Annotated in this window: 20 protein-coding genes; 6 read left to right on the top strand and 14 right to left on the bottom strand. The window is 69.7% G+C overall.

Annotated features, from left to right (window positions below; translation table 11 throughout):
* Positions 1-218: 218 nt before the first annotated feature.
* Entirely contained in the window at positions 219-575 is a 357-nt protein-coding gene (locus HLH48_RS06515) for a hypothetical protein (RefSeq protein WP_182996690.1), read from the top strand.
* 41 nt (positions 576-616) lie between these two features.
* Here the strand turns inward: HLH48_RS06515 and HLH48_RS06510 are convergent, their stop codons facing one another.
* Positions 617-2,029, bottom strand: a complete 1,413-nt coding sequence (locus HLH48_RS06510) for a penicillin-binding protein activator (RefSeq protein ID WP_182996689.1) — start codon at positions 2,027-2,029, stop codon at positions 617-619.
* Between the two features lie 161 nt (positions 2,030-2,190).
* Here HLH48_RS06510 and rsmI point away from each other — a divergent pair, with 161 nt between their 5' ends.
* Positions 2,191-3,042, top strand: a complete 852-nt coding sequence (gene rsmI / locus HLH48_RS06505) for a 16S rRNA (cytidine(1402)-2'-O)-methyltransferase (RefSeq protein WP_246387061.1) — start codon at positions 2,191-2,193, stop codon at positions 3,040-3,042.
* Here rsmI and HLH48_RS06500 read toward each other — a convergent pair.
* Together HLH48_RS06500 and HLH48_RS06495 are read right to left on the bottom strand one after the other, a co-directional pair.
* Complete coding sequence (locus HLH48_RS06500) at positions 3,039-3,692, bottom strand: LolA family protein (protein WP_182996687.1); 654 nt, start codon at positions 3,690-3,692, stop codon at positions 3,039-3,041. The genes rsmI and HLH48_RS06500 overlap by 4 nt on opposite strands.
* A 91-nt stretch (positions 3,693-3,783) precedes the next feature.
* Positions 3,784-4,470 (bottom strand): pyridoxamine 5'-phosphate oxidase family protein, encoded by a 687-nt coding sequence (locus HLH48_RS06495; RefSeq protein WP_182996686.1) that lies wholly within the window; start codon positions 4,468-4,470, stop codon positions 3,784-3,786.
* Positions 4,471-4,566: 96 nt separating this feature from the next.
* Here HLH48_RS06495 and pdxR point away from each other — a divergent pair, with 96 nt between their 5' ends.
* Positions 4,567-5,994 (top strand): MocR-like pyridoxine biosynthesis transcription factor PdxR, encoded by a 1,428-nt coding sequence (gene pdxR, locus HLH48_RS06490; protein ID WP_220795019.1) that lies wholly within the window; start codon positions 4,567-4,569, stop codon positions 5,992-5,994.
* Here pdxR and mbfA read toward each other — a convergent pair.
* From mbfA to HLH48_RS06475, 3 genes are all read right to left on the bottom strand, one after another.
* The gene (mbfA, locus tag HLH48_RS06485) at positions 5,991-6,950 is read right to left on the bottom strand and encodes an iron exporter MbfA (protein ID WP_182996685.1); all 960 of its coding nucleotides are present in this window, start codon (positions 6,948-6,950) and stop codon (positions 5,991-5,993) included. The genes pdxR and mbfA overlap by 4 nt on opposite strands.
* A 94-nt stretch (positions 6,951-7,044) precedes the next feature.
* On the bottom strand, positions 7,045-8,457 hold the full coding sequence (locus tag HLH48_RS06480; protein ID WP_182996684.1) for a glutamate--cysteine ligase: 1,413 nt from the start codon (positions 8,455-8,457) through the stop codon (positions 7,045-7,047).
* 23 nt (positions 8,458-8,480) lie between these two features.
* The gene (locus HLH48_RS06475; protein ID WP_182996683.1) at positions 8,481-9,233 is read right to left on the bottom strand and encodes a 16S rRNA (uracil(1498)-N(3))-methyltransferase; all 753 of its coding nucleotides are present in this window, start codon (positions 9,231-9,233) and stop codon (positions 8,481-8,483) included.
* Between the two features lie 114 nt (positions 9,234-9,347).
* Between HLH48_RS06475 and ubiA the strand changes: the two genes are divergently transcribed.
* Both ubiA and HLH48_RS06465 read left to right on the top strand, forming a co-directional pair.
* Positions 9,348-10,262, top strand: a complete 915-nt coding sequence (gene ubiA / locus HLH48_RS06470; protein WP_264812366.1) for a 4-hydroxybenzoate octaprenyltransferase — start codon at positions 9,348-9,350, stop codon at positions 10,260-10,262.
* Positions 10,259-10,912: a class I SAM-dependent methyltransferase gene (locus HLH48_RS06465; RefSeq protein WP_182996681.1), complete on the top strand. Its 654-nt coding sequence runs from the start codon at positions 10,259-10,261 to the stop codon at positions 10,910-10,912. Before ubiA ends, HLH48_RS06465 begins: the two co-directional genes overlap by 4 nt.
* Positions 10,913-10,938: 26 nt before the next feature.
* Here HLH48_RS06465 and HLH48_RS06460 read toward each other — a convergent pair whose 3' ends face one another.
* The 4 genes from HLH48_RS06460 to HLH48_RS06445 all read right to left on the bottom strand — a co-directional run bounded on the left by HLH48_RS06460 (position 10,939) and on the right by HLH48_RS06445 (position 18,637).
* Positions 10,939-14,988 (bottom strand): EAL domain-containing protein, encoded by a 4,050-nt coding sequence (locus HLH48_RS06460; protein ID WP_182996680.1) that lies wholly within the window; start codon positions 14,986-14,988, stop codon positions 10,939-10,941.
* Positions 14,989-15,088: 100 nt separating this feature from the next.
* Complete coding sequence (locus tag HLH48_RS06455) at positions 15,089-16,483, bottom strand: MFS transporter (protein WP_264812364.1); 1,395 nt, start codon at positions 16,481-16,483, stop codon at positions 15,089-15,091.
* Between the two features lie 6 nt (positions 16,484-16,489).
* The gene (locus tag HLH48_RS06450; protein WP_182996679.1) at positions 16,490-17,236 is read right to left on the bottom strand and encodes a dienelactone hydrolase family protein; all 747 of its coding nucleotides are present in this window, start codon (positions 17,234-17,236) and stop codon (positions 16,490-16,492) included.
* A gap of 12 nt (positions 17,237-17,248) precedes the next feature.
* A complete protein-coding gene (locus HLH48_RS06445; protein WP_182996678.1) occupies positions 17,249-18,637 on the bottom strand; it encodes a sugar porter family MFS transporter in 1,389 nt (462 codons plus the stop codon).
* 307 nt (positions 18,638-18,944) lie between these two features.
* Here HLH48_RS06445 and HLH48_RS06440 point away from each other — a divergent pair, with 307 nt between their 5' ends.
* On the top strand, positions 18,945-20,288 hold the full coding sequence (locus tag HLH48_RS06440) for a GntT/GntP/DsdX family permease (RefSeq protein WP_182996677.1): 1,344 nt from the start codon (positions 18,945-18,947) through the stop codon (positions 20,286-20,288).
* Between the two features lie 29 nt (positions 20,289-20,317).
* Here HLH48_RS06440 and der read toward each other — a convergent pair whose 3' ends face one another.
* The 4 genes from der to HLH48_RS06420 all read right to left on the bottom strand — a co-directional run bounded on the left by der (position 20,318) and on the right by HLH48_RS06420 (position 24,374).
* Positions 20,318-21,733 (bottom strand): ribosome biogenesis GTPase Der, encoded by a 1,416-nt coding sequence (gene der, locus HLH48_RS06435; RefSeq protein ID WP_182996676.1) that lies wholly within the window; start codon positions 21,731-21,733, stop codon positions 20,318-20,320.
* 15 nt (positions 21,734-21,748) lie between these two features.
* The gene (locus HLH48_RS06430) at positions 21,749-23,119 is read right to left on the bottom strand and encodes a PQQ-like beta-propeller repeat protein (RefSeq protein ID WP_182996675.1); all 1,371 of its coding nucleotides are present in this window, start codon (positions 23,117-23,119) and stop codon (positions 21,749-21,751) included.
* A gap of 68 nt (positions 23,120-23,187) precedes the next feature.
* Entirely contained in the window at positions 23,188-23,877 is a 690-nt protein-coding gene (locus HLH48_RS06425) for a hypothetical protein (protein ID WP_182996674.1), read from the bottom strand.
* Positions 23,878-23,993: 116 nt separating this feature from the next.
* The gene (locus HLH48_RS06420; protein ID WP_246387046.1) at positions 23,994-24,374 is read right to left on the bottom strand and encodes a hypothetical protein; all 381 of its coding nucleotides are present in this window, start codon (positions 24,372-24,374) and stop codon (positions 23,994-23,996) included.
* Positions 24,375-24,377 lie beyond the last annotated feature (3 nt).

Raw genomic sequence — 24,377 nt, 5'->3', positions numbered from 1 at the left:
AAGCGATGACGCACTCCAATAGGGGTTGATTACATTTTGACCAAATGCACTATTTGACGCCTAAAATTAGGCCAATTCCGTAACGGATCATTGCTTTTTTGCCACATCGTTAAATTTCTGCCTCTTTGAGTGGCGCGATAGTCCAGATTCAATTTGGCAATGCCGAACCCTCGATTTAGCGTGCCCTTCGCCCGCCCCATACTCCGAGGACATGACAGATGCCCGCGACGATGACCCTGAAGGCGCATACCATCTCCACCAACAACGTCGTTCCGCTGCGCGCGAACTTCCTGCCCCGCCATCGGGAATATCTGATGCGCTGGCTGGACGCCGGAACCTGCATGGGGCTGTGCGATGTCGATGTCTCGCCCCGCGCCGGCAACGGGCCGATCGAACATGTGCTGGTCTGGGTCCGTGAAAACGCCGACCCGGCCTATCTGTTGCGCCCCGAAGGCATGAACTGGGTCCTGGTCGACAATCTGCGCGACCACCGGCTGGGTACCTTCAAGACGTTCGAGGCGGCACTGTATGCCATTCGCCCGGTCCTGGCCTGCGGCGCGACGGCGGCGGCCTGACCCGTCCCGCCAGCAGCGTCGCCCTCCAACGCTCCACCCGTTCAGCTCTGCTCCCGCGCCAGGCGCCCCGCCGCCGGGATGACAATCCGCCCACCGCCACTGGGCTGGATCTGGAAAATCGCCAGATCGCGGCGTGTCTGGCCATCCGGCGTCAGCCCGAACACGCCATCGACACCTGAAAACCCATCCGGACGCGTCAGGGCCTCGACCGTATAGCCGTTCGGCCGATCCGCCGGCCGCGCACGATCCAGGGCCCCCACCAGTGCCGAGGCATCATAGGCCAGGTCGCTCAGCGGCGTCGGCATGGTGTGATAGCGCGCCATGTAAAGCTGCACGAAGCGCTGGCGCGCCGCCGGATCGGGCGCCGCATACCATGCGCCCTGCAACTGTCCCAGCTTGCCGGCGAACGACGCCCACAGCGCCGTCCCCAGAATCCGCACCTGCGGCGTCCCCGCATTCGCCGTCACCGGCAAGGGCATGGGCGGAGCAGCAACGCCATTTGCCGCCGTGGCAGGCGGCACCGCCGCCGGCACACCGATCACCTGAAAGGACCGCAGCGCGTCGATCACCGCCGCCAGTTGCAGCCCGGTATCGGCCAGCAGCAACGCGTCGAACGGCGGCGGCCCCGGCGGCGAGGCGGCGGGCGCGGGCTGCGCCTGCGGCACGGCCCCCCCAACAGGATCGACCGCTGCCGCCGCGTCGGGCGGCAGCGCGGCCTGGGCGGCCGGCTGCGCCGCCGCGACCCGCATGTCGTAATTGGATAATGTCTTCAGGCCCTGCGTGATGCTGGCGGAACTGCCGGCATGATAGACGATCTGGGGCGCGGCCAGTCCCCGCGCCGCGCAGTCCTGCATCAGCGCCCGCCCCATCGCGTGGCCCAGCGCGCTATCGGGCAGGAAGGCGGCGAAATGCTGCCGTCCCTCGGCCTGCGCCGCCGCCACCAGCCGCCCGACCTGCTGCTCCGGCGAGATTCCCAGCGTCCACACGCCGGGGCGGCCCACCGACACGTCGCTGGTATAAGCCAGCATCGGGACCGACGCCGCGCTGGTCACCGCCGCCGCCTGCGCGGTCTCGGCGGCAGTCAGCGGCCCCAGGATCACGCCGTCACCCGCCGCCAGGGCCCCCTGCGCGGCCTGCGCCGCGCCCGTGGCGGTGTCGCGGACATCCAGCGGCGGGGCGGTCGGGCTGCCCAGCGCCATGCGCGTCGCCGCCAGCATCGCCTGGCCCAGTCGTGCATTGCCGCCACTCAGCGGCAGCAGCACACCGACCGTCCGGCCGGGCGGCACGGCGGCCGGCACTGGCGGAACGCCCGAGACAGGCTGCGGACCCGGCCCCGCGCAGGCGGCCAATCCGGCCAGCGAGGCCGCCAGTACCAGTCCGGCCTTGCCAGACGGGCCATGACGGGCTGAATCTACAGGCCGTTTCTGCATCCGGGTTGCGAATGACCGATTCATCTTCCTCGTCCCTGCCTTTCCACGCGCCCCTGCAAGAGGCGTCTTCCAGCCCGGCGCCTTCTTCCCTTAGTGAAGCCGCCCCCGCCCGTCATGCCCCCGACCCCGACGACCCGACCGAGGACGAGACCCCCCACACGCCCGCCGGCCATCCGGATGGGGGCATGCTGACCCTGGTATCCACACCCATCGGCAATCTCGGCGATTTCAGCGACCGCGCCGCCGCCACCCTGGCGGAAGCCGACCTGATCCTGTGCGAGGATACCCGCACCAGCGCGCGCCTGCTGACGGCGCGCGGCATCACCACCCGCACCGAACCCCTGCACGACCATAACGAGCAGCAGCGGATTCCCGCACTGATCGCCTTGCTGGAGCACGGCCGGCGGATCGCCGTCATTTCCGATGCCGGCACGCCCCTGCTGTCCGATCCCGGTTTCCGCCTGGCGCGGGCGGCGATCGCGGCCGGCATCGCGATGACGGCCGTGCCAGGCCCCAACGCCGCGATCACCGCGCTCACCCTGTCCGGCCTGCCGCCGCATCCGTTCATGTTCTCGGGCTTCCTGCCGCCGCGCCCGGCGGCACGGCGCGAGGCGCTGGCCAGACTGCGCGCCGCCGAGCAGGCCGGCCTGTCCGCCACCCTGATCTGGCACGAGGCCCCGCACCGGCTCGACGAGATGCTGGCCGATCTCGCCGAGATTTTCGGCGCCGACCGCCCCGCCGCCGTGGCGCGCGAACTGACCAAACGGTTCGAGGAAGTACGGCGCGGCCCCGTGGGCACCCTCGCCGCCTGGTATGCCGACAATCGGGCGCGAGGCGAAATCACCGTCCTTCTGGGACCGCCCGCCGAGGATGACAGCGGCGCCGACGACCTGGACGACCGCCTGCGCGCGGCCCTGGCCACCCTGTCGGTCAAGGACGCGGCGTCCCTGGTGGCCGGCGCGATCAACCTGCCCCGCCGCACCGTCTATGCCCGCGCGCTGGAACTGGCCCGCCAGACCGACGACCCGCACGGCTAGCGATCACCGATATCCGTATCGAACAGTCCGTCCGGCATCGGCCCACCTCCCAGGCGCACATTGAACAGATCGACCTGCGTCGTCTGCCCCTGCGCGTCCACCACGCTCCACGAGCGCAGCGACAACGGATTGTCATGGAACACCAGCGTCAGGCTCCCGTCCCCCGGCGAGGCGGTCCGCACCAGCGTGACCTGCACCAGCCCATTGGCATGCGTGAAGGCGGTAACGGTCACATCCCCCGACAGTTGCAGGCCCGGGCGCAGCAGCAACCCAAGCGGCGTCTTGTCCAGCGGCAGGGTCGTGGTCTGGCCAAGCTGGCTGTCGTTGAACACCACCTGCCCGTGATTGGCCACCAGCAGCAGCGGGCTGGGCTTGTCATATTCGAAGCGCATCCGCCCCGGCCGGCTCAGCCACGCCGTGCCGGTGGCGCGCCTGCCGTCCGGCGCCAGTTGCTGGAACTGCGCTTCCAGCGTCGTGATCGCGTCCAGATAGGCCTGGATACGCTGCACCCACCCCCGATCGGCGGCGGTCAGGCTCGTCGCCGCCTGGGCATGCGCGGGCACCGGCAGGCAGGCCATCGCCACCAGCCCGCCCAACAGGCAGGCCACGACATGAGTGTGCAGGAAGGTCAGGCGGTTCGGTCGCGTCATGGCACCCGGTCGGTCGCAAGGGGGCGCCGGCCGGCCACCCCGCCGGGGCGCCGGTCCAGCCCACCCTCGTTGCCCGATCATTCCGGCAAGATCAAGGCGTTCCCCCGCCCGAACCGCCGCGCAGCCGCCCCGACGCCACCAGCGCCGCCAACCCGGGCGGCAGCGGCACATCCGCCGGCAGTTCCGGGGCCGGGCACGGCGTGCCCAGCACGGTGCGGATCGGGATCACGCCGGCCCAGACCGGATAATCCCCCTCCGCCCCGTCTCCCGGCGGCGCATCGCGCACCTTCACGCTGGCTTCCTCGATGTCCATCCGCAGCACGGCGGTCGCCCGGCGCTCCTGCGCGGTCATCGGCCGCAAACCCTCCCACCGGCCGGGAAAGAAATCCTCGACCATGTCGCGCAGCGCGGCGGCGATCTCCTCCTCCCCCTCCAGCAGTACGGCGGTGCCGAACAGCATGGCCGAGCGATAATTGACCGAGTGGCTGAAGGCCGAGCGCGCCATCACATACCCGTCCATCCGGCTGCATGTCAGGCACACCCGCGTCCCTCGCGCCGCCCGCAGAAACCGGCTGGCCGCCGAGCCATGCCAATAGACCCGGTCGCCCACCCGCCATTGCAGCGTCGGCGTCACATAGGGCGCGCCATCGATCACATAGCCCACATGGCACAGGGGCGAGGCATCCAGCACCTCATACACGGCCGCCCGTTCATGGCTGCCGCGCTCGTGGGCACGCCGTATCCGGCTGCGCTCGGTCACGGGAAAGGACTCACTCATCACCGGCTCCTGTCGTTACCCGCCCAGTTTGAACGGGCAACGGTCTGCCGGTAACATCCGGTTCTTCCATTTTTGTCAGACCGGTTGATCCGCCCCGTGACCGACACCGCCCGTCCGCCACCCCCCGCCTGGCTGGTCCTCTCCCCCGATGCCGGCCCACTGGAAAGCCAGATCCATCGTGCGATCCGCGAGCGCATCCTGGCGGGGCAACTCGCCGCCGGCGACCGCCTGCCCTCCACCCGCACCCTGGCCCGCGCGCTGGGCGTCGCGCGCTCCACCATCGTGCTCGCCTATGACCGGCTGCGCGCCGAAGGCTTTCTCGCCGCCCGCCCCGGATCGGCCACCCATGTCGCAGCCCTGCCCGCCCCGCCGCGCCACGGCCCCCCAACGGCCCCGCCCGCCCCGCCCCCGGCCCCGCCGGAACAGGCGCCGGCGGCCCTGCGTCCCGGCCTGCCCGATCTCGCTTCCTTCCCGCACGCCCTCTGGGCCCGCTGCCTCGGTGCCCGCGCCCGCGCCGGGCGGCTGATCGATCTCGGCCAGGGCGGCCGCGCGGCCGGCGCTCCCGAATTGCGGGCCGCCATCCTCGCCCATGTCCGCACCACGCGGGGCGTCGTCGCCACCGCCGATCAGATCGTCATCGTCCCGTCGATCCGCGTCGCCGTCGACGCCATCGCCCGGGTCGCGCTCTCCGCCACAGCCAGCCCCGTCGCCTGGGTCGAGGAACCCGGCTATATCCCCATCCACACGATCCTAAACGCCGCCGGCGCCCGGCTCGTCCCGCTGCCCTGCGACAGCGAGGGCATGGACGTCGCCCGCGCCTCCGGGCCACCCCCGCGCCTGATCTGCGTCACCCCATCGCACCAGTATCCGACCGGCGCCGACATGACCCTGCGCCGCCGCCTCGCCGTGCTGGCCCACGCCCACGCCAGCGGCGCCGTGGTGCTCGAAGACGATTACGACAGCGAATTCCAGTACGACACCCGTCCGGTCGCCGCCCTGCAAGGCATCGACCGCACCGGATCGGTCGCCTATCTCGGCACGTTTTCCAAGATCCTTGCCCCGGGCCTGCGCGTCGCCTACGCCATCCTGCCGCCCCGCCTGGTCGCCCCGGTCACCGATTTCCTGTCCCGGCGCGGCATCGCGGTGCCGATTCACCTGCAACTCGCCCTCGCCGACTTCATTACCGAGGGCCACCTGCGCGCCCATATCCGGCGCATGAACACGCTTTACGCCCAGCGCATGGCCGGCGCCCTCGCCGCCCTGCGCCGCCATTGCAGCGGGGTGCTGCTCCCTGGCCCCGGCACCGGCGGCCTGCAACTGGCCGCCCGCTTCACCGACCCCACCCGCGACGACCGCGCGGTGGCGCGCCACCTGTGGTCGCGGGGCCTCGGGGTCAGCCCGCTCTCGGATTATCATCTGGGTCCGGCCCAGCCCGGCCTGCTGCTGGGCATCGCCTCCGCCACGCCCGAGGCCATGGACCACGCGGCGCGGCTGATTCGGTGTTGCCTGCCGGAAACGCGCTAGCCGGCCGACCCGATCAGGATCCCCGCCGCGAATACCAGCGCCCCACCGAAGACGATCTGCACCACCGCCGAGCCGAACGGCGTGTCCTGATAGCGCCAGCGCACCCAGGAAATCAGCAGCAGCTCAACCACCACCACCACCATGGCCACACTCATGGCCAGCGAAAACCGATCGATCAGGAACGGCACCGTATGGCCGATCCCCCCGGCCGTGGTCATCAGGCCGCAGATCACCCCGCGCAACATCGGCGCGCCGCGTCCCGACAGCTTGCCGTCATCCGACAGGGCTTCGGCGAACCCCATGGAAATCCCGGCCCCCACCGACGCCGCAATCCCGACCAGAAAGGCCTCCCACGGCCGATGCGAGGCAAAGGCCGCCGCGAAAACCGGCGCCAGGGTGGACACCGAGCCATCCATCAACCCGACCAGGCCCGGCTGGATCACCTGCAACACGAAACGCCGCCGCGCGTCTTCGTCCTCGCCCTCGCGCTTGCTGGCCGGCAGGCGCTTCTGCTCGATGACACCCGCCGCCTGCTCATGCCGGTCCTCGGCCACCGCGAGGTCGCCCAGCAATTTTCGCGTGGCGGCATCATTGGTCCGCAGCGCGGCCTGGCGATAGAAGCGCGCCGCATCCGTCTCCATCTGGCACGCATGCCCGCGCACGGCCTCTATCCCCATGCCCTGCACCTGCCAGGCCGGCCGCCGCACCATGAATCCCGCGATATCCTGGCGGCGAATCAGCGGAATATGCTGGCCGAACCGCCCGACATACAGGTCGATCAGGTCGCGCCTGTGCTCGTTCTCCTCATGCGCCATGTCGGTAAAGATCTTGGCGGTATCGGGATAATTGTCACGCAGGGCATAGGCGAAATCGGCATAGATCCGCGCATCTTCCTCCTCGTTCGAAATGGCGAGGGCAAGGATTTCCTGGTCGTTCAGCGTCGTGAATTTGCGCATGAAAACTCTATGCCGGAATCCCCCCGGCATACACAAGACGTTTCGATGCCGTGCGAATAACTCGCGTTATCGGCTACAACAAACCCAAGCCCGCTCACACCGCCGCTTCGGCGAAGATCCTCGTCACATCGCCCTGCCAGGCACCATGATACCGTTCCAGCCAATGCTCGGCCTGGGTCGGCGCGCCGGCCGCGATCGCCTGCAACGGCGCCAGCAGATGGCTCTCGTCGCGCCCGTTGCCATCCGTCACCGCGCGCCCGCGCAACCCGTCGGTCGCGATCGCGACCATGCGGGCAGCCAGTTCCCGCGCCACTCCGCCGGCCCACGGCGCCTCCAGCCCCTGGCGCGGCACGGCGGCCCGCAGCGCGGCATACTCCGCCCAGTCCCGCTCGCGCACCAGCGCGTCGGCGGCGGCCAGCGCCGCGTCGTCATACAGCAGCCCGACCCACAGCGCGGACTGCGCCAGCATCATCTCCGGCGACCCGGCATCGGCCCCGCGCATTTCCAGGAAACGCTTCAACCGCACATCGGTGAAGGCGGTGGTCATATGGTCTTCGAAGTCGCCGATGGTCGGGACCAGCCCCTCCAGCCCGTCCTGGCGCTCGCCCTTCATCCAGGCCCGGAACGACCTCCCGGCCACATCCAGGATCCGCCCGTCGCGCACGATGAAATACATCGGCACGTCCAGCAGCCACTCCACATAGGCCTCGAAGCCGAAGGACGGCGCGAAGAAGGCCGGCGGCATGCCCGAGCGCGCATTGTCGGTGTCGGTCCAGACATGCGCCCGGTTGGACAGCAGGCCGTTCGGCCGGCCTTCATAAAAGGGCGAATTGGCGAACAACGCGGTCGCCACCGGCTGCAACGCCAGCGACACGCGCAGCTTGCGCAGCATGTCGGTTTCCGAGGCGAAGTCCAGATTGACCTGCACGGTGCAGGTCCGGGTCATCATGTCCAGCCCCAGCGTGCCGACCTTGGGCATGTAATCGCGCATGATCGCATAGCGGCTCTTGGGCATCCACGGCATGTCCGCCCGCCGCGCCAGCGGGTGGAAGCCCAGCGGCGCGAAGCCGATCCCCAGCGACCGGCTGATGGGGCGGATCGCCTCGAAATGCCGGGCCATCTCATGGCCGGTCTGGTGCAGGCTGGCCAGCGGCGCGCCGGACAGTTCGAACTGGCCCGCCGGCTCCAGCGACACCGATCCCCCGCGCTCCGGCCCGATCCCCTTCAGCCCGATCAGCGTGCCCTTGTCCTCGATCGCCTCCCAGTTTCCGCCGCCGTCCTGGCGATACAGATCGGCCAGGATCTCGCCGATCCCGTCGGGGGCATAGGGCGGCGGCATCCAGGGCGCACGCCCCTCCCCGGCGGCGGCCGGCAGGACGAAGCCGAATTTTTCATGCTCGGTGCCGATGCGCCACTGCGCGCGCGGCTTGCCCCCGTCCGCCAGCAACGCGGCCAGTTGACCGATCGATTCGACAGGGGTGGTATCTTGCTCGCCGGGGTTCGACATCGTTTCTGAAAAAGCCCTCAAAATTAGCGCGAAACTGCACCAGACGCACGCCGGAAACCAGCCCCCATCAGGGACAGGCCGCATGCCGCCGCCGTGTCCGCCCGCAGGATCAGTTTTCCCAGCGTGATCATCCTGATAAACGGCCGCCCGCGCAACATCCGCCGTTCCGCGTCCGAAAGCCCCCCCTCGGGACCGACCAGCAGACCATCCCCGTCGGCAACGCGGTCGATCTCCCCCGCTCCCTCGTCCGGCCCGTCGCGTTCGGCCGCCACGAACAGCGTGCGCCCGTCCGGCCACGCCGCCAGCAGGTCGGGCAGGCGCGCCGGCTCGCCGATCGCGGGCACGTCCAGGCGCTCGCACTGTTCCGCCGCCTCGATCGCGATCGCCGCCAGCCGCGCGATATTGACCCGATGGGTATTGGTGCGCTCGGTCAGCACGGGCAGGAAACGCGTCACCCCCAGTTCGGTCCCCATGCGCACCACCATGTCGGTGGCATCGCGCTTCAGCGGCGCGAACAGCAGCACGGGCCCGCACGCGGGCTCCGGCGGGCGGCGGCGATGCAGCAGCCGCACCTGCGCGCGGTCGCGGCGCACCGCCACCAGGCCGGCCAGCCACTCCCCGTCCCGGGCGTTGAACAGCGCGACCTCCGCCCCCGGCGCCATCCGCAGCACGGTGCCCAGATAATGGGCCTGCCCCGGCTCCAGGTCGCGCACGGCGTCCGCCTCCATCGGCGGCCCTCCGGCCGGGTCGGCGAACAGTCGGGGACAATCCTTCATGACGACACCACTCCGACCGCCCTTGACCCGTTTCATCCCGCGTCCCATCACACGCGGGCATAGCCAGCACCCGATGCCTCCATTATGCCCGCATGTCCAGACGGAGACCCACGCGTGACCCCGCCCCCCCATACCGACATCCGGGCCACAGGCTGGATCAGCCGTCTGCCGGCGCCCCTGCGCCCCTACGCGCTTCTGGCGCGGCTGGACCGCCCCATCGGCACCTGGCTGCTGTTCCTGCCCGGCCTGTGGGGCATCCTGCTGCCCGGCGGGGTCGCGGCCGGCGAACGCCTGCGGCTGGCGATCCTGTTCGGCATCGGCAGTATCGTGATGCGGTCCGCCGGCTGCGTGGTCAACGACATGTGGGATCGCGACATCGACCGCATGGTGGCGCGCACGGCGGGGCGGCCGCTGGCCTCGGGCGCTCTGCGGATGCGCCAAGCGGCGCTGTTCCTCGCCCTGCTGCTGGCGATCGGGTTGGTGATCCTGTTGCAGCTCAATCCGCTGTGCCGCCTGCTGGGCGTCGGGTCGCTGCTTCTGGTGGGACTCTATCCGCTGGCCAAGCGCTTCACCTGGTGGCCCCAGCTCGTCATGGGCTTCACCTTCGGCTTCGGCGCCCCGATGGGCTATGCGGCGGCGGCCGGCCGGATCGATGCCGCATGGGCCGCGCTCTATGCCGCTACCATCCTGTGGCAGCTCGGCTTCGACACGATCTACGGCTTCCAGGACATGGAGGACGACGCGCGGATCGGCGTCAAATCCACCTCGCGCCTCTGGGCCGGCCAGGCCCGGCGGTTCGTCGGCGCGTGCTACGCGCTGGCGGTCGTGGCGCTGCTGCTGGCCGGCTGGCTGGCCGGCTGCACCATCGGCTTCTGGGTGGCGATGGCGCTGCCCGCCATCGCGCTCGGCTGGCAGGTCGCGCATCTGGACAGCACCGATCCGCGCCGCTGCCTGATGCTGTTCCGTTCCAACCGCGAAACCGGGCTGGCGGTGGCCCTGGCCATCCTGGCCGGGCTGACCGGCCGATGAACGCGCGCGCCGATGCCGAATCCTTCATCCTCGCCCACAGCAGGCCGTCCCACGCACCGTTGGTACCCGAGATCACGCTGCACCTGGCCGATGAAATCACCCCGATCTGGCAGGCCACCGAGGACTGGCTGACCCGCCACGGGATCGAACCGCCCTTCTGGGCCTTCGCCTGGCCGGGCGGCCAGTTGCTGGCACGCCATATCCTGGACCATCCGTCCCTGGTCGCCGGGCGCCGGGTGCTGGATTTCGCGGCCGGCTGCGGCATCGCCGCCATCGCCTGCGCCCAGGCCGGCGCCCGGTCGGTCGAAGCCGCCGACATCGACCCGCTGGCCGTCGCCGCCATCACGCTCAACGCCCGCGCCAACGGGGTCGCGGTCACCGCGACGGGCGCCGACCTGGTCGGCACCACGCCGCGCTGGGACGTGATCCTGTGCGGCGACGTCTGCTACGAAAACCCGATGACCGAGCATATCCTGCCCTGGCTGCGCGACGCCGCGCGCACCGCCGAGGTCTGGATCGCCGATCCCGGCCGCGCCTACCTGCCCCGCGCCGGCCTGCACCCCATCGTCACCACCGACATCCCGACGACCCGGGAGCTGGAAGACCGCGACACGCGACGCACCACCCTCTACCGCGTCCTCCCCGCCTGACGGCAAACGGGCGGCGGGCGCCCCCGTCAGGCACGCGGCGCACTGACCACACGCTCCACCAGCCAGTCCCGCATATCCCGCGCCGCCTCCTCCGGCACCAGCCCCGCGGACAGGACGGAGTACCACCGCACGGCCTCGGCGTCGTCCCGGCCGCACCTTTCCAGCCATCGCATCAGCGGCCCGTCCCTGAAATGGAACCGCCCCAGCGGCGGGCGGGCGCGCGTGGCCATCCACAGATAGGCCAGCGCGCCAAGGTCGCTGTGGATGTCGCTTTCCTCTTCGTCCACCTCTTCCTCATCCTGGCCCGAATAGGTGCGATACCAGTCCAGGAAATCGTCCGGCGGCATCGGCCGGGCAATGCCGAACCCCTGTCCATAGCGGCAGCCCAGGTGCCGCATGGCCTCGATCATGTCGGCGTCTTCCAGCCCCTCCACCACCACCTGGCTGTGCATGTCCCTGCCCATTTCCCGCAGCGAGCGGATCACGCTGAAGATCTGCAACGGCACGTCACGGATATGGCTCAGCAGGCCCCTGTCCACCTTGATGCAGTCGAAGGGCGTGGCGGACAGCCGCAGCAGGTTGCTGTGGCCGGCCCCCAGATCGTCGATCGCCATCTGCACGCCCCTGGAGCGGAAATCCTGCAAGGTCTCCCCCTGCTTGACGGAATCGAGGCCTTGGGTTTCCAGCACTTCCAGCGTCAGCCGGCTGGGGGCGATGGCGTGGCGGTTCAGCATGTCGTCGACCATGCGCAGCACATCGGCGTTCGACAGGCACGATGGCGGCAGATTGACCGACATCTCGGTGGACAGCCCCCTCCCGTCCCACGATTGCAGCCATTCCAGGCTCTGTTCCAGCCCGCACTGGAACAGCCGGTCCAACTCGTCATGCCCCAGCAGCGCCAGAAAGGTCGCGGGCGGCAGGATCGAACCGTCGGTATCCTGTAGCCGGGCCAGCGCCTCGACCTTCAGCAACCGGCCGGTACACAGGTCGACGACCGGCTGAACGAACATGCGCAACCCCCCGGAGAACAGGCGCTCGCGCAAACGGGCCGATCGCTCGTCGGACAGGCCCTGCCCGTCCTGCCACAATCGCTCCCATTTTTCCTGCAACTCGCGGACGAACCGCCGCATGGTTACGGATTCGAACTGGTTGGGGCAGGCGCCGAACAGGGTCAACACCAGCGCCGTGGTCCCGTCCGGGCGCCGGATGGGCACGCTCATGGCCGAATGGATGCGCAGATTGGCCATCAGCGCGTGCCACGGCGCCATGGCCGCATCCAGTTCGATCGACGGGCAGGTCTGTCCCTGGCCCGTGCGCCAGGCCTGGGCGCCGATAAAGCGGCCATGGCGCGCGCCGGCGGCGATCACCGGCCGCACGTCGCCGCGCAGCAGCGCCTCGTCCAGCGCCGTGGCGCAGGTCCCCGCGATGGTCTGCGCGACCAGTTCCCCCGCCGCGTTGGGGCGCATCAGAAAGGCCGCCTGGATTCCGGGCAGTTTCGCCAGGCAGGTCAGCAGGTCGCTGCTGGCCGGGCCCCACGGGCCGGCGGCCTTGTCCAGCGACAGCGCCATGTCATAGGCCTTGTGGACGCCCTGCCCGATCATGCGCCGCATCCTGCGATCGTCCCGATAACGGGCTTCGATCACCTGCTGCACGCGATAGCGGTCGTCGCCGCCGACACCTTCGCTCTCCAGTTCCGCCATCAGCAGGCGCAGATAGACGCCCTGCTCGGCGATGAACACGGCCGGATCGACACCGAACAGCGCGTACATCGTGCCCAGCGTGCGCGCGGCCGCCAGCACGTCCGTCCTGGCGGTCGTCGGACAGAGCAGGAATTCCAGATGCTTCGCCTCGCGCTCGTTCAGCCGCTCATGCTGCTCGCGCGTCAGGTTGGCCAGCACCGGCGCGCCGCCGTTTTTCTGCCAGATCGCCCCGATCGCGCCCTTGCGCAGGCTTTCCCCGACACGCGCCGCCGCCGCCGCCGCACGGCCCAGCAGGTCCACGGCCTTCGCCCCGTACGGGGCCACCGGGAACAGGTCCGGGGACTCGTCGTCGAGAACCCGCGCTTCGTCGATCGCCGCGGCAAAATGCCAGTTGGCGTCGCGCTTGTCCTGGCTCTGCTTGGCCAGGTACATCGCGTTGTCGGCCTGGCGCAGCAACGTCTCCGGCTTGTCGCCGTCCTGCGGATAGAGCGCCACGCCCATCGCAAGCCCCACCCGGGCGGTCTTCCCGTCATCCAGGATGAACGGCTCCGCCACGACCGAGGACAGGCTGTCCAACGCCGCCGTGGCCTGCTCCTTCGCCGCGTCCGTGTCGAGATTTTCCAGGATGACCACAAACTCGTCGCCCCCCAGCCGGGCGACATAGCCGCTCTCGCGCAGCGTCTCCCACAACCGCCGGCTCAGTTCGGCCAGCACCTTGTCCCCGGCGGCATGGCCATGGGTGTCGTTGACATATTTGAAACCGTCCAGATCCATCAGCCCGACCGCCACGGAGGTGCCGCGCGTGCGCGCCCGCTCCTGCGCCTTGGGCAGGTATTCCTCCAGCGCCAGCCGGTTGGGCAACGCGGTCAGCGTATCGCGCCGGGCGCGCCTGGCTTCCTCGTGGCGCAATTTTTCCAGGTTGCGGCTGGTATCCAGCCGGTCCAGGCTCTGGCCCAGCAGTTCCGCCACCCGCCGGCACAGCGTGATGCTCTTCTCGTCGAACCCGTTGATGCGCTGCGTCGTGAAGGTCAGCACGCCCCATATGCGCCCGCCCCGCAGCACCGGCACCGCCAGCACGGCGCGCCACCGATATTCCAGCAATCGCACATAGCCCGGAATCCCGACCAGGTCGGTCACCAGATCATTGGTATAGACCAGACACTCGTCCCGCCAGGCCCGCACCGTCACCGGCAAGACAGGGGCGTCATGATCGATCCGCCAGTTCAGCCGGCTGATGATATCGCCGCCCATGCCGCCATGGGCCAGCACCTCCATCCGACCGGCCAGATTGGGCTGCACCAGCCAGACAGCGTTGAACAGCGTGTCGTCGACCAGCGTATCGCATACGGCCCGGCATTTTTCCGCCTCGTCCTCGGCGGTGAGCATGACGGACACGGCATTGATCAGCGCGCGATACAGGCGCTGCATCTGGTCGCGCTCGGTCACGTCCTCGATGGTCCACACCGAATCCGGGCCCGGCGGATCGTCCAGCGCCACGGCGGACAGGTCGGCGATCACATCCTGCCCGTCAGGCCGCGGCAGGGTCACGCCCGACAGCTTGGTCCGGCCGGCGGCGCGCAGCATCGCCTGCGCCCGCCCCAGCTCCGCCCCCTGGCCGGTCAGGATCGTTTCCGCCGGGGCGTGGTACAGGTCGCTCGGCGCACAGCCCGCAAGGGCGGCGGCAAAGGCGTTCGCTGACTGAATGCGCGCATCGCGCATCAGCACGATTCCCACCTGCGCCCGGTCCAGTTGCGCGGCCTTCAGCCGCCGCTCGTCGCGGATCTTCAGCGCTCGCGACAGGCTGCTCGCCGCGTCCAGCAAAATCGTCCTGATCGCGGGATCGAACGCATCCTCCTGCCCTTCATAGACGCCGAAGACGGCCCAGACCCTGTCCGCGCGCCATAGCGGCAGCACCGCGCAGGCCCGCACCTCCTGCTCCCGCATCAGCGCCTGCCAGGGCCGCAGGGCCGCCTCCTCCGCGATATCGGCGCAAAAGACCGGCTGGCCATCCTGCCAGACACGCCCGATCAGGCCATGGCGCGCCGCCATGTCGGGCCGGGCCGAAAAGGCGGGATCATGCCATTGCGCGACCGGCCCGCTGCACGCCAGCAGACGGAAATCCCCCGACGCATCCGGCCGGGCGACGAAGGCGCCCCGCACGCGCGCGTTCCGCGTCGCGGTCTCGCACGCCGCCGCCAGCACGGTGGTCTCGTCCATGGCGGGATCGAGCATCAGGCCGATCCGCGCCAGAAACATGTTGAAACCGTTCAGCCGCAGCAACCGCCGCGACCGCCGACGCGCGCGCTGGTCCAGCGCGGCCTCCGCCAGCGTGGTAAGGCGGCGCGAGGCAGGCAACAGGGGGCGCGGCAGACGCATCAGACAATCCCGGTCTCGAACGAGCGAATGACATCCGTTGCAGGATTGGCCGGAAAACGCGCCACGCGCCAGCGTTATATTTATGATTTCAAGGAATTACTCAGCCGTTGCCGCCGCCCGCAGGGCGCCCGCCACGCACCAGGCGGCTGGAACTGATCAGCGCCGCGCCATAGGCGCAGGCCGCCGCCAGTTCCAGGCAGCGCAAGGTCGCGTCATGCCGCACGAACCCGAAGGTCAGGGCCACGAACATCGCCCCCATCGTCTGGCCCCACAGCCGCGCGACCGAAATCATGCCGCTGGCGCTGCCCGACCGCCCGAGCGGCGCCGCCACCATCATCGCCCGGTTGTTCGGCGGCTGGAAGATGCCGAACCCCATGCCCGCGACGGCGATCCGCCAGGCGATATCCAGGTCCCCCGCCCCGGCCGGCAGCAGGCACAGCAGCACGAAGCCCGTCCCGGTCACGCACAACCCGATCGAAGACAGGATGCCCGCCGGCACCCGGTCCGCCATCCGACCCACCAGCGGCGAGATCGCGACGATGCCCACGGGCCACGGCGTGATCAGCAGCCCGGTCGCCACCGCCGAGCGATGCAGCACCGTCTCCAGCGTGAAGGGCATGGAGATGATAAAGAAATTCGACGCCACGAACGCCAGGAACCCCACGCAGAAGGCGATCAGGAAATCCGGCACCGCCAGCAGGTCCAGCGGCAGAATCGGGTCGGAACGCCCGGTCTGGCGCCGCGCGAGCTGGAAGAACGCACCGCCCCCGATCAGCAGCAGCCACACCGCCACCACCGGGCCGGAGCGATGGACCAGACTATCCAGCCCGACGACCAGGCAACCGATGGCCACCACGTTCAGAACGGCGCTGGCCAGGTCGAACGAGGAGCTGCTGCGCGGCGTCGCCGGCAGGTAGATCACCGCCGCCACCATCGCCGCCCCGCCCAGCGGCAGGTTGATCAGGAAGATCCACGGCCAGTCCGCCAGCGACAGCACCGCCGCGGCGATGGTCGGCCCCAGCGCCACGCCGGTCGCGACCACCACGCCGTTCAGCGCGATCCCCTTGCCGATCTCGGCATGGGGGTAGATGAAGCGGACCAGCGCGATATTCACGCTCATGATACACGCGCCGCCAATCCCCTGGAGCGCGCGGGCCAGCGCCAGTTCCAGCAGCGTGTGCGACATCGCGCAGAACACCGAGGCCACGACGAAGGTCGCCAGCCCGATCCGGCACAGCAGCGCGAACCCCAGCCGCGACCCCAGCGAGGCCAGCGGCAGCAGCGTCGCCAGCGAGGCCATCTGATAGGCGTTGATCACCCAGATGGAGGAGGACGGGCTGGCACGGATATCCTGCGCGATCGTCGGCAGCGCGACATTGGCGATGGCGTAATCCAGCACCGACAGCAGCACCGACAGCGCCACGGCGAACATCGCCAGCGCCCGGGGCACGCCGTACAGCCCCTCGCCCTCGCGCAGGATCGTGCGGCCGCTCACCGCCGTTCAGCCCGCGCGCAGGGCGCGCGCGAACAGCGCCTGGACCCACCCCATGGCCTGGAGGAACAGCGCCGGGTCGAACCGATGCCCCTCGTCGCGCAGGAAGGCATGCTGGCCGTTGACCTCATGCCATTCATGGCACACCCCGGCCCCCTCCAGCGCCTCGCGGATCCTCTGCCGCCCCGCGAAGGGCACGTGCGGGTCCTGCCGCCCCCAGACCATCATCACCTCGCCCGCGATCTCGTCCAGCCGCAGCAGGGTATCGTCCGCCCGCCCCGCGCCCAGCGAGGCGGAATGAATATCGGTGGCATAGAAACACGCCGCCGCCGACACGGCCGGATTCATCGCGGCGCGGAACGCCAGGTGCCCGCCCAGGCACACGCCCATCGTGCCGATCCGCCCGGTGCAGGCGGGGTGCGCCGCCAGCCAGGCCACGGCCGCCCGCGCGTCGTCGTCATAGGCGGCCAGGGGCTTGGCATATTTCAGCGCGTTGCCCCGATCGGTCCCCGCCGCGTCATAGGCCAGGACGCGGCCGGCGGGCTCGTATTCGTGATAGACTTCCGGCATCGCCACCACATGGCCCATTCCCGCGATCATCGCGGCCAGCCGGCGGATCGGCGCCGTCACCTGATAGATCTCGGAAAACAGGACCACGCCGGCAAACCGGCCCTCGGCGGCCGGGCGCAGCACATGCAGCCGCATCGGTCCGGTCGCCGTCGCGATATCCTCGGTTTCGTCCCCGCGCAGTATCATCGCCGTCGCCCCTTACCGTCCCAGTTCCCGCAGCCGCCGGCCCGACATCAGCCGCGCCTCGATCTCCTCCAGCGACACGCCCCTGGTCTCGGGCACGTAGGCGACCGTGATCAGGATGAACAGGCCGTTCATGATGGCAAACAGCCAGAAGGTCCAGCTCTGCCCGAGCGCGGCCATGACGGTCAGGAAGACGTTGCTGACCAGCCAGTTCGCCGCCCAGTTGGTGAAGGTCGAACATGCAATGCCGAAATCACGTCCCCGCAGGGGCTGAATTTCCGAACACAGCGTCCACACCATCGGTCCGGCCCCGATGGCGAAGCCGGCGACGAACAGCAGCAGCGCCGCCACCATCCCGCCCAGGATCAGCACCGACTCGCCGCCGATCGCCGCCAGCCCGCCGGCGACCAGCATCGCCGCGGTCATGATCGCGCAGCTCAGGATCAGCAGCGGCCGCCGCCCCCAGCGATCGATGAAGGCGATGGCGAAGCCGGTGGCGGCCATGTTGACCAGCCCGATCAGCGCGGTGGCCCACGTCGCGGCCGACACGCCGAAATGGGCGGCCTGGAAGATCTTCGGCGCGTAATACATCAGCACGTTGATGCCGGTGACCTGCTGCATCACCTGCAACGCCACCCCCAGCAGCACCGACCGACGGAAATTCGCATTGCCGCGAAAGAACGCCAACCCGCTGCCGCTGCCGCGCTGGAGTTCCTGCGCGATGTCGCGGATCTCGGCATCAGCCTCCGCCGGGCTCGCGCGCAGCAGCCGCATGACCTGCGCGGCGCGGCTCCGCTCGCCGCGCATCATCAGCCAGCGCGGACTGTCGGGCAGGAACAGGCAGGCGGCGCAGAACAGGGCCGCCGGCACCGCCATCAGCCCCAGCATCCAGCGCCAGTGCCCGCCATAGGACAGCAGGCTGTCGGTGACATAGGCCAGGAAGATCCCCAGCGTGACCATGAGCTGATAGAACGAGACCATCGCCCCGCGCACCGATTCCTGCGTCACTTCGGAAATATAGAGCGGCGCGGCAAACGCCGCGATCCCGACCGCGAGCCCCAGCAGCACCCGTCCCGCGATCAGCACGAACACCGACGGCGCCAGCGCGCACAGCCCCGACCCGGCGACGAACAGCAGCGACGCCGCCAGCAGCGCGCGGCGCCGCCCCAGCCGGAACGAGATGCGCCCCGCGACCAGCGACCCCAGGGCCGCGGCGGCCATCATCGACGAGACGATCCATTCCTGCGTCCGGGCGGCGGCATGGAATTCGTCGCCGATAAAGCCCAGCGCGCCGGCGATGACCCCGGTATCCAGCCCGAACATCAGCCCGGCCATCGCCGCCAGGATTCCCACCACCACCGCCCGCGCCGCCGCGTGGGACGTCTTCATCTGGTCCGCCGTCATGCCATGACTCCCTTGATTGCCGGATAAGGTGCCCATCTGGGCACCCGGGCGGGTTGGTTCCCGCCCCTGTCAGGTCCTGTGTCGTTTCATACCGGCCCGCCTCCGGCATCGCGACCGGGATAAGCCATTCCGTTATGTAGCCAAATCCACCCTCATGGCCAGACACTCGGACGACCCGGGCCCGTGCGGACGATCGTCACGCGACAGTGAACCCGCGCACATCTTCCGGATATCGGGCCGACGCCATTGACACACGGCCGTCCGATCCGCGCTGATGCACGTTCCCATTCACGACAGACGTGGTTCGATGTCCTCAATCCTGGCGATTTCCCTCGCGACGGCGGCCATTGTCGCCGTCGTCATCCTGATCGGGCGCTACAAGCTCAATCCCTTCATTGTCCTGGTCTGCGTCTCCATCCTGCTGGCGATCTGCGCGGGCATGCCGCCCGACAAGGCCGTCGCCTCGTTCGAGGCTGGTGCCGGGCACGTACTGGGCCATATCGCGACCGTGATCGCGCTGGGCACCATGCTGGGCAAGATGCTGGCGGAATCCGGCGGCGCGGACCAGATCGCGCTGACGATCACGCGAATCGCCGGCGAAAAACGCATCAGTTGGGCGATGATGGTCATCGGCCTGCTGATCGGCCTGCCGGTGTTCTTCGAGGTCGGGTTCGTGCTGCTGATTCCGCTGGCCTTCACCCTGGCGCGGCGGAACGACACGCCCCTGCTGCTGCTGGCGCTGCCGATGGGCGCGGCGCTGTCGGTCACCCACGCGATGATCCCCCCGCATCCGGCGACCCTGCTGGCCCTGTCGGCCTATCATGCCGATACCGGCCGCACGATCTTCTGGGGCGTGATCATCGGCACCCCGATCGCCGCCCTCGCGGGCCCGGTCTATGCCCGCTTCATCACCCCGCACATCCACATAGAGGGCTCGGCCGCGCTGGCCGACCAGTTCGCCAGCAAGGAAACGCCGAAGGACCTGCCGCCCTTCCTCACCACCGTACTGACCATTCTGGCGCCGGTCCTGCTGATGCTGGTGGGTTCGGTCGCCGACCTGCTCACCCGCCCCGGCGGGCTGCCGAACATCGTCCTGCATTTCGTCGGCAATACCGACATCGCCCTGCTGCTGGCGACGGTCCTGTCCTTCTACGTCCTCGGCCTGGCGCGCGGCTTCTCGCGCGAGACGATCCTGCGCTTCACCACCGAATGCCTCGGCCCGACGGCGCTGATCATGCTGCTGGTCGGCGCCGGCGGCGGTTTCGGGCGCGAACTGATCGACAGCGGCGTGTCGAAATCCATCACCGATGTCGCGCTGGGCGCGCATGTCCCGCTGCTGGTTCTGGCGTGGCTGCTGGCGGTGGTGGTCCGCGTCGCCGCCGGCTCGGCGACCGTGGCCATGAGCACCGCCTCGGGCATCGTCGGGCCGATCCTGCTGCACAGCCACGGCACCTCGCCCGAACTGATGGTGCTGGCCACCGGCGCCGGCTCGGTGGCACTGGGCCCGATGAACGATGCGGGGTTCTGGCAGATCAAGGAATATCTCGGCCTGACCGTCGGCCAGGCGATCAAGACCTGGTCGGTCATCGAAACCCTGATCGCGGTGCTGGGCCTGGCCTTCTGCCTGCTGGCCTCGCTGGCCATCCATTGACCGCGCGGGCGCGCCGGTCCCGGCTGCGGCTACGCGCCCCCTTCGGCATAGGGGTTGCGGGTACCGCGCAGCAGCAGCCGGATCGGCGTGCCCGGCAGGTCGAATTCCTCCCGCAGGCCGTTGACCAGATAGCGCTGGTAATCCTCGGGCAGCAATTCGGCGCGGGTACCGAACAGGATAAAGGTCGGCGGCCGGGCCTTGGCCTGGGTCATGTAGCGCAGCTTCAGCCGCCGCCCGCTCACCAGCGGCGGGCTGTGCCGCTCCAGCATCATCTCGAACCAGCGGTTCAGCGCACCGGTGGGAACGCGCTTGTTCCACACCTCATGCGCCCGCCGCACCACCGGCAGCAGCTTCTGGACATTCGCCCCCGTCAGCGCCGAGAACGATACCACAGGGATCCCGCGCATCTGCGCCAGGGACGTCTCGATCCGGTCCGAAATCGCCTGCCTCGTGGCAATCCGGTCCTCCACGGCGTCCCATTTGTTCAGCGCCAGCACACAGCACCGCCCCTCGCGCTCGATCAGGCGGGCGATCTGCAAGTCCTGCTCATGCACGCCCAGCGTGGCATCCAGCACCAGCACCACCACTTCCGCCATCTTCAGCGCCTCGATGGTGGCCGAGGTCGACATCTTCTCCAGCCCGTCCTCCACCCGCGCCCGGCGCCGCAGCCCGGCGGTATCGACCAGTTGGATCGGCCCATGCTCGTCATGCAGCAGCACGGTGACGGAATCACGGGTCAGGCCCGGCTCCGGCCCGGTAATCATCCGCTCCTCACCCAGCAGGCGGTTCAGCAGCGTCGATTTGCCGGCATTGGGCCGCCCGACGATCGCCAGCCGCAACGGCCCGGGCGGCCGTTCGTCCAGTTCTTCCCCGTCCTCGCCATATTCGACGGGCTCCACCGGCTCCGGCGGCGCCTCGGGAGGCATGCGGTCCGCGATCTCGCCCATCAGTTCCGACAGGCCCTCGCCATGCTCCGCCGAAATCGCCAGCGGCGTGCCCAGCCCGAGCGCGAACGCCTCCATCGCGGCGGCCGCGCCCTGGCGGCCCTCTGCCTTGTTCGCCACCAGCAGCACCGGCCGTCCCTGGCGGCGGATCCAGGCGGCGAAATGCGTGTCGGCCGGGGTAATGCCGGCCCGCGCATCGATGCAGAACACCACCAGGTCCGCCTGCGCCACCGCCGATTCCGACGAGGCCCGCATCCGCCCGTACAGCGTATCGGGCGCGGCCTCCTCCAGCCCGGCGGTGTCGATCAGGCGCACCCGGCGACCGCGCACCACGGCCTCGGCTTCCTTGCGGTCGCGCGTCACGCCCGGCGTGTCGGCAACCAGCGCCTGCCGCCGCCCCACAAGGCGGTTGAACAGGGTCGATTTACCGACATTCGGACGCCCGGCGATCACGACGATCGGCAGGTCATCCCCGGCCGGGACGGAAGGAAGATTGGCCAATGTATGAAACGATCCTCAGCTATAGGCGATCAGGTTGCCGTCGTCGGTCACGATCAGCAGCCGGCCATCCACCACGATCGGCGCCACCGTGGCAACCCCGGGCAGCTTGCCGATCGTCAGCAGCGCGCCCGTCACGGGGTCGACCAGGGCAAAGCCGGTCTCGGGCATCGTGCCGATACAGACCAGCTTGCCGCCGGCCAGGATCGGCCCCGTCCAGGTCACCGCATTCTTCTGCGCGTCGACCCGGGCGTAACGCCGCAACTGGGTGATCCAGCGCACATGGCCGTTCACGCGGTCGACGCAGGCCAGTTGCTGGTCCAGCGATACCACATACAGCCAGTTATCGACCAGCAGCAGCGTATCCTGCCCGGCGACGGTGCGCTCCCACAACCGGCGGCCCGACCGCAGGTCAATCGCCACCAGCACCGACCCGGCGCTGATGGCATAGACCGTATTGTCCACGATCACCGGCATGCCGCGCACGCAGGAGAAATCGACCGTCGATTCCTGGCCGTTGGTGCTGCCCAGCGTATCGCTCCACACCACCTCGCCGCTCGCCGCCCGCAACGCGACCAGATCGCCCGAGCCGAACCCGGCCACGACCACGTCCCCCACCACGGCGGGCGCCGGCTGGCCGAAGATCACGGTCACGGCCTCGGTGGCGGTATAGGTCCACAACAGGCGCCCCGTCGCCGCATCCACCGCCAGAAGCCGCTCGTCGATGGTGCCGAAGAACAGCCTGCCATCCACCACGGTCGGCGCGGAGCGGCCCGGCGCCTCGGTATCCAGCCGCCATTTCACCTTCCCGGTCGCGGCCTCCACCGCCACCGCCTGCCCGATCCCGTCGACGATATACAGCGTGTCGCCGGCAATGCTGAACCCGCCGCCCAGGTTGCTGGAGCGCATCTTCCTGGGCTTGGGCGTAAAGCGCCACGCCTCGCGCATGCGCGGCCATTCGAAGGCGCGGATGACGCCCTGCGCATCGCTGACGAACAGCCGCCCGCCCGCGACGATCGGCGTCGCCTGCAACACTCCCCGCCCGTTGTCGCCCAGCGCGGCATAGGACAGCAGCGAGGGCTCGGACACGCCGGCGCCGATGCCGTGCGTCCATTCGCGCCGCATCTGGCCGCTCCACGCCATGTTGACCCCGGCGTGAGACGGCACGCGCCCCGGCTGCGGCCATTCGCCGATCGGCGTCTGGGCGGGGATGGCGATCGGGTCATGATCGTCAGGATCGACCATCAGCCCCGCGCCCGTCGTCAGGACATCGACGCGCTTGCCCGCCAGCAACGGCTTTTCGTCGTCATCGAATATGCTGCATCCGGCCAGGACCGGCATCATCGCGCCACCCAGGAGCGCATGCCGGCGGGTCAGAATTCTGTTCATGGAGATCCTGCGCTGCGAAAGGAAAAACGAAGCCAAAACGAAACCATTCCGGTCACCGCCGCCACAGCCTACGAGGGCGAGGCCCCCAGGGTCTGAAGCATGCCGCCGGCCCGGCTGCGCAGCCCCTCCGGCACGTCGATCTGGGTCGTCAGTTGCCCCAGCCGCCGGCGCGCATCGGCCAGGCGCCCCTGGCGGATATCCAGCAGCGCCTCGCATTCCTCCGCCAGCCCGCGCCACGGCTTGCCCGCGCCGTCCAGCGTGGCCAGGCGCGAGCGCAGCACCGCCGGATCGCCATCGTCGATCTGGTGCTGGACCCACAACAGGCCGGCCAGCGACCGCAGCAGCGGATCGGCGCCCGAATCGTCCGACACCTGGCTCCACAGCGCCAGCGCACCCGCGCGATCCCCGCTGGAGGCGAGCAGGACCGCGCGTTCCATCCGCGACAGCGTCCGCAACCCCGACGGCACGCTGTCCAGCGTCGCCAGGCGCGCCAGCGCATCCTTCTGCTGCGGGGTCAGCGCGCTGGTCTCGCCGGGGGCGATATGGCTGGTGTCGGCCGCGCGCAGCGCCGCGAAATAGGTCGCGCCCCATGCCTGTTCGGCCTGCCGCCCGCGCCAGGCATGATATTGCCATGCCCCCACGCCGGAAGCGGCCACCACCACCACCGCCACCGCCGCGCCGACATAGCGCCGGGCCATCAGCCGCAGGCGCTCCATGCGCATATCGTCGTCGACTTCTCTGAAGATGTCGTCAGCCACGTCTCAACCGCTCTCCGCATCCAGCCGCGACGGGCCCGCACCCGTCATTCCAAGCGCGGACCATAGCCGTCCCGGCGCACGCGGGCAACAAACCCGCGCGCGGCCCCCGGCCGCGATCAGGGATGCGCGAAGCGCGCCGCCCCGGCCTTCAGGTCGGTGGTCAGCTTCGTGAAATGGCCGGCAATCCGCTGCTGCACGGCAACGCTGGCCTGATGGACCTGGTCGATCCGAGCCCTGGCCTGCGCGCTGATCGCCGCCTCGTCCCGCGCGGCGGCGGCGGCGACGCAGGCATTATAGGTCCGGGCGGCCTTTTCATAGGCCGTTACCGCATCGACGCTGGCATTGTATTTGGCGACGCTGCCGGCCTCCACGACCGGCGCCGCCGGCTCCTTCCCGCAGGCGGGCGCCGACCACGCGGCGTCCGCCGCCCGGGCAACGGACAGGCCGCCCGTCAGGCACAAGGCAGCGGCACAGCCCACGACCAGGGCCGAAATCATAGC

The sequence above is a fragment of the Gluconacetobacter sacchari genome, assembly GCF_014174255.1.
In the GTDB taxonomy this organism is placed as follows: Bacteria; Pseudomonadota; Alphaproteobacteria; order Acetobacterales; family Acetobacteraceae; genus Gluconacetobacter; species Gluconacetobacter sacchari.
The sequence above is the reverse complement of the archived record's forward strand: the minus strand, read 5'-3'. Positions and strand labels throughout refer to the sequence as shown.

Coding starts and splice junctions, on each gene's coding strand:
- HLH48_RS06510 (WP_182996689.1), bottom strand. CDS start 2,029: ATGAATCGGTCATTCGCAACCCGGATGCAGAAACGGCCTGTAGATTCA.
- HLH48_RS06480 (WP_182996684.1), bottom strand. CDS start 8,457: ATGTCGAACCCCGGCGAGCAAGATACCACCCCTGTCGAATCGATCGGT.
- HLH48_RS06460 (WP_182996680.1), bottom strand. CDS start 14,988: ATGCGTCTGCCGCGCCCCCTGTTGCCTGCCTCGCGCCGCCTTACCACG.
- HLH48_RS06440 (WP_182996677.1), top strand. CDS start 18,945: ATGTCCTCAATCCTGGCGATTTCCCTCGCGACGGCGGCCATTGTCGCC.
- HLH48_RS06420 (WP_246387046.1), bottom strand. CDS start 24,374: ATGATTTCGGCCCTGGTCGTGGGCTGTGCCGCTGCCTTGTGCCTGACG.
- HLH48_RS06475 (WP_182996683.1), bottom strand. CDS start 9,233: ATGAAGGATTGTCCCCGACTGTTCGCCGACCCGGCCGGAGGGCCGCCG.
- HLH48_RS06450 (WP_182996679.1), bottom strand. CDS start 17,236: ATGATACTGCGCGGGGACGAAACCGAGGATATCGCGACGGCGACCGGA.
- rsmI (WP_246387061.1), top strand. CDS start 2,191: ATGCTGACCCTGGTATCCACACCCATCGGCAATCTCGGCGATTTCAGC.
- HLH48_RS06465 (WP_182996681.1), top strand. CDS start 10,259: ATGAACGCGCGCGCCGATGCCGAATCCTTCATCCTCGCCCACAGCAGG.
- HLH48_RS06430 (WP_182996675.1), bottom strand. CDS start 23,119: ATGAACAGAATTCTGACCCGCCGGCATGCGCTCCTGGGTGGCGCGATG.
- HLH48_RS06495 (WP_182996686.1), bottom strand. CDS start 4,470: ATGAGTGAGTCCTTTCCCGTGACCGAGCGCAGCCGGATACGGCGTGCC.
- HLH48_RS06500 (WP_182996687.1), bottom strand. CDS start 3,692: ATGACGCGACCGAACCGCCTGACCTTCCTGCACACTCATGTCGTGGCC.
- HLH48_RS06445 (WP_182996678.1), bottom strand. CDS start 18,637: ATGACGGCGGACCAGATGAAGACGTCCCACGCGGCGGCGCGGGCGGTG.
- mbfA (WP_182996685.1), bottom strand. CDS start 6,950: ATGCGCAAATTCACGACGCTGAACGACCAGGAAATCCTTGCCCTCGCC.
- HLH48_RS06515 (WP_182996690.1), top strand. CDS start 219: ATGCCCGCGACGATGACCCTGAAGGCGCATACCATCTCCACCAACAAC.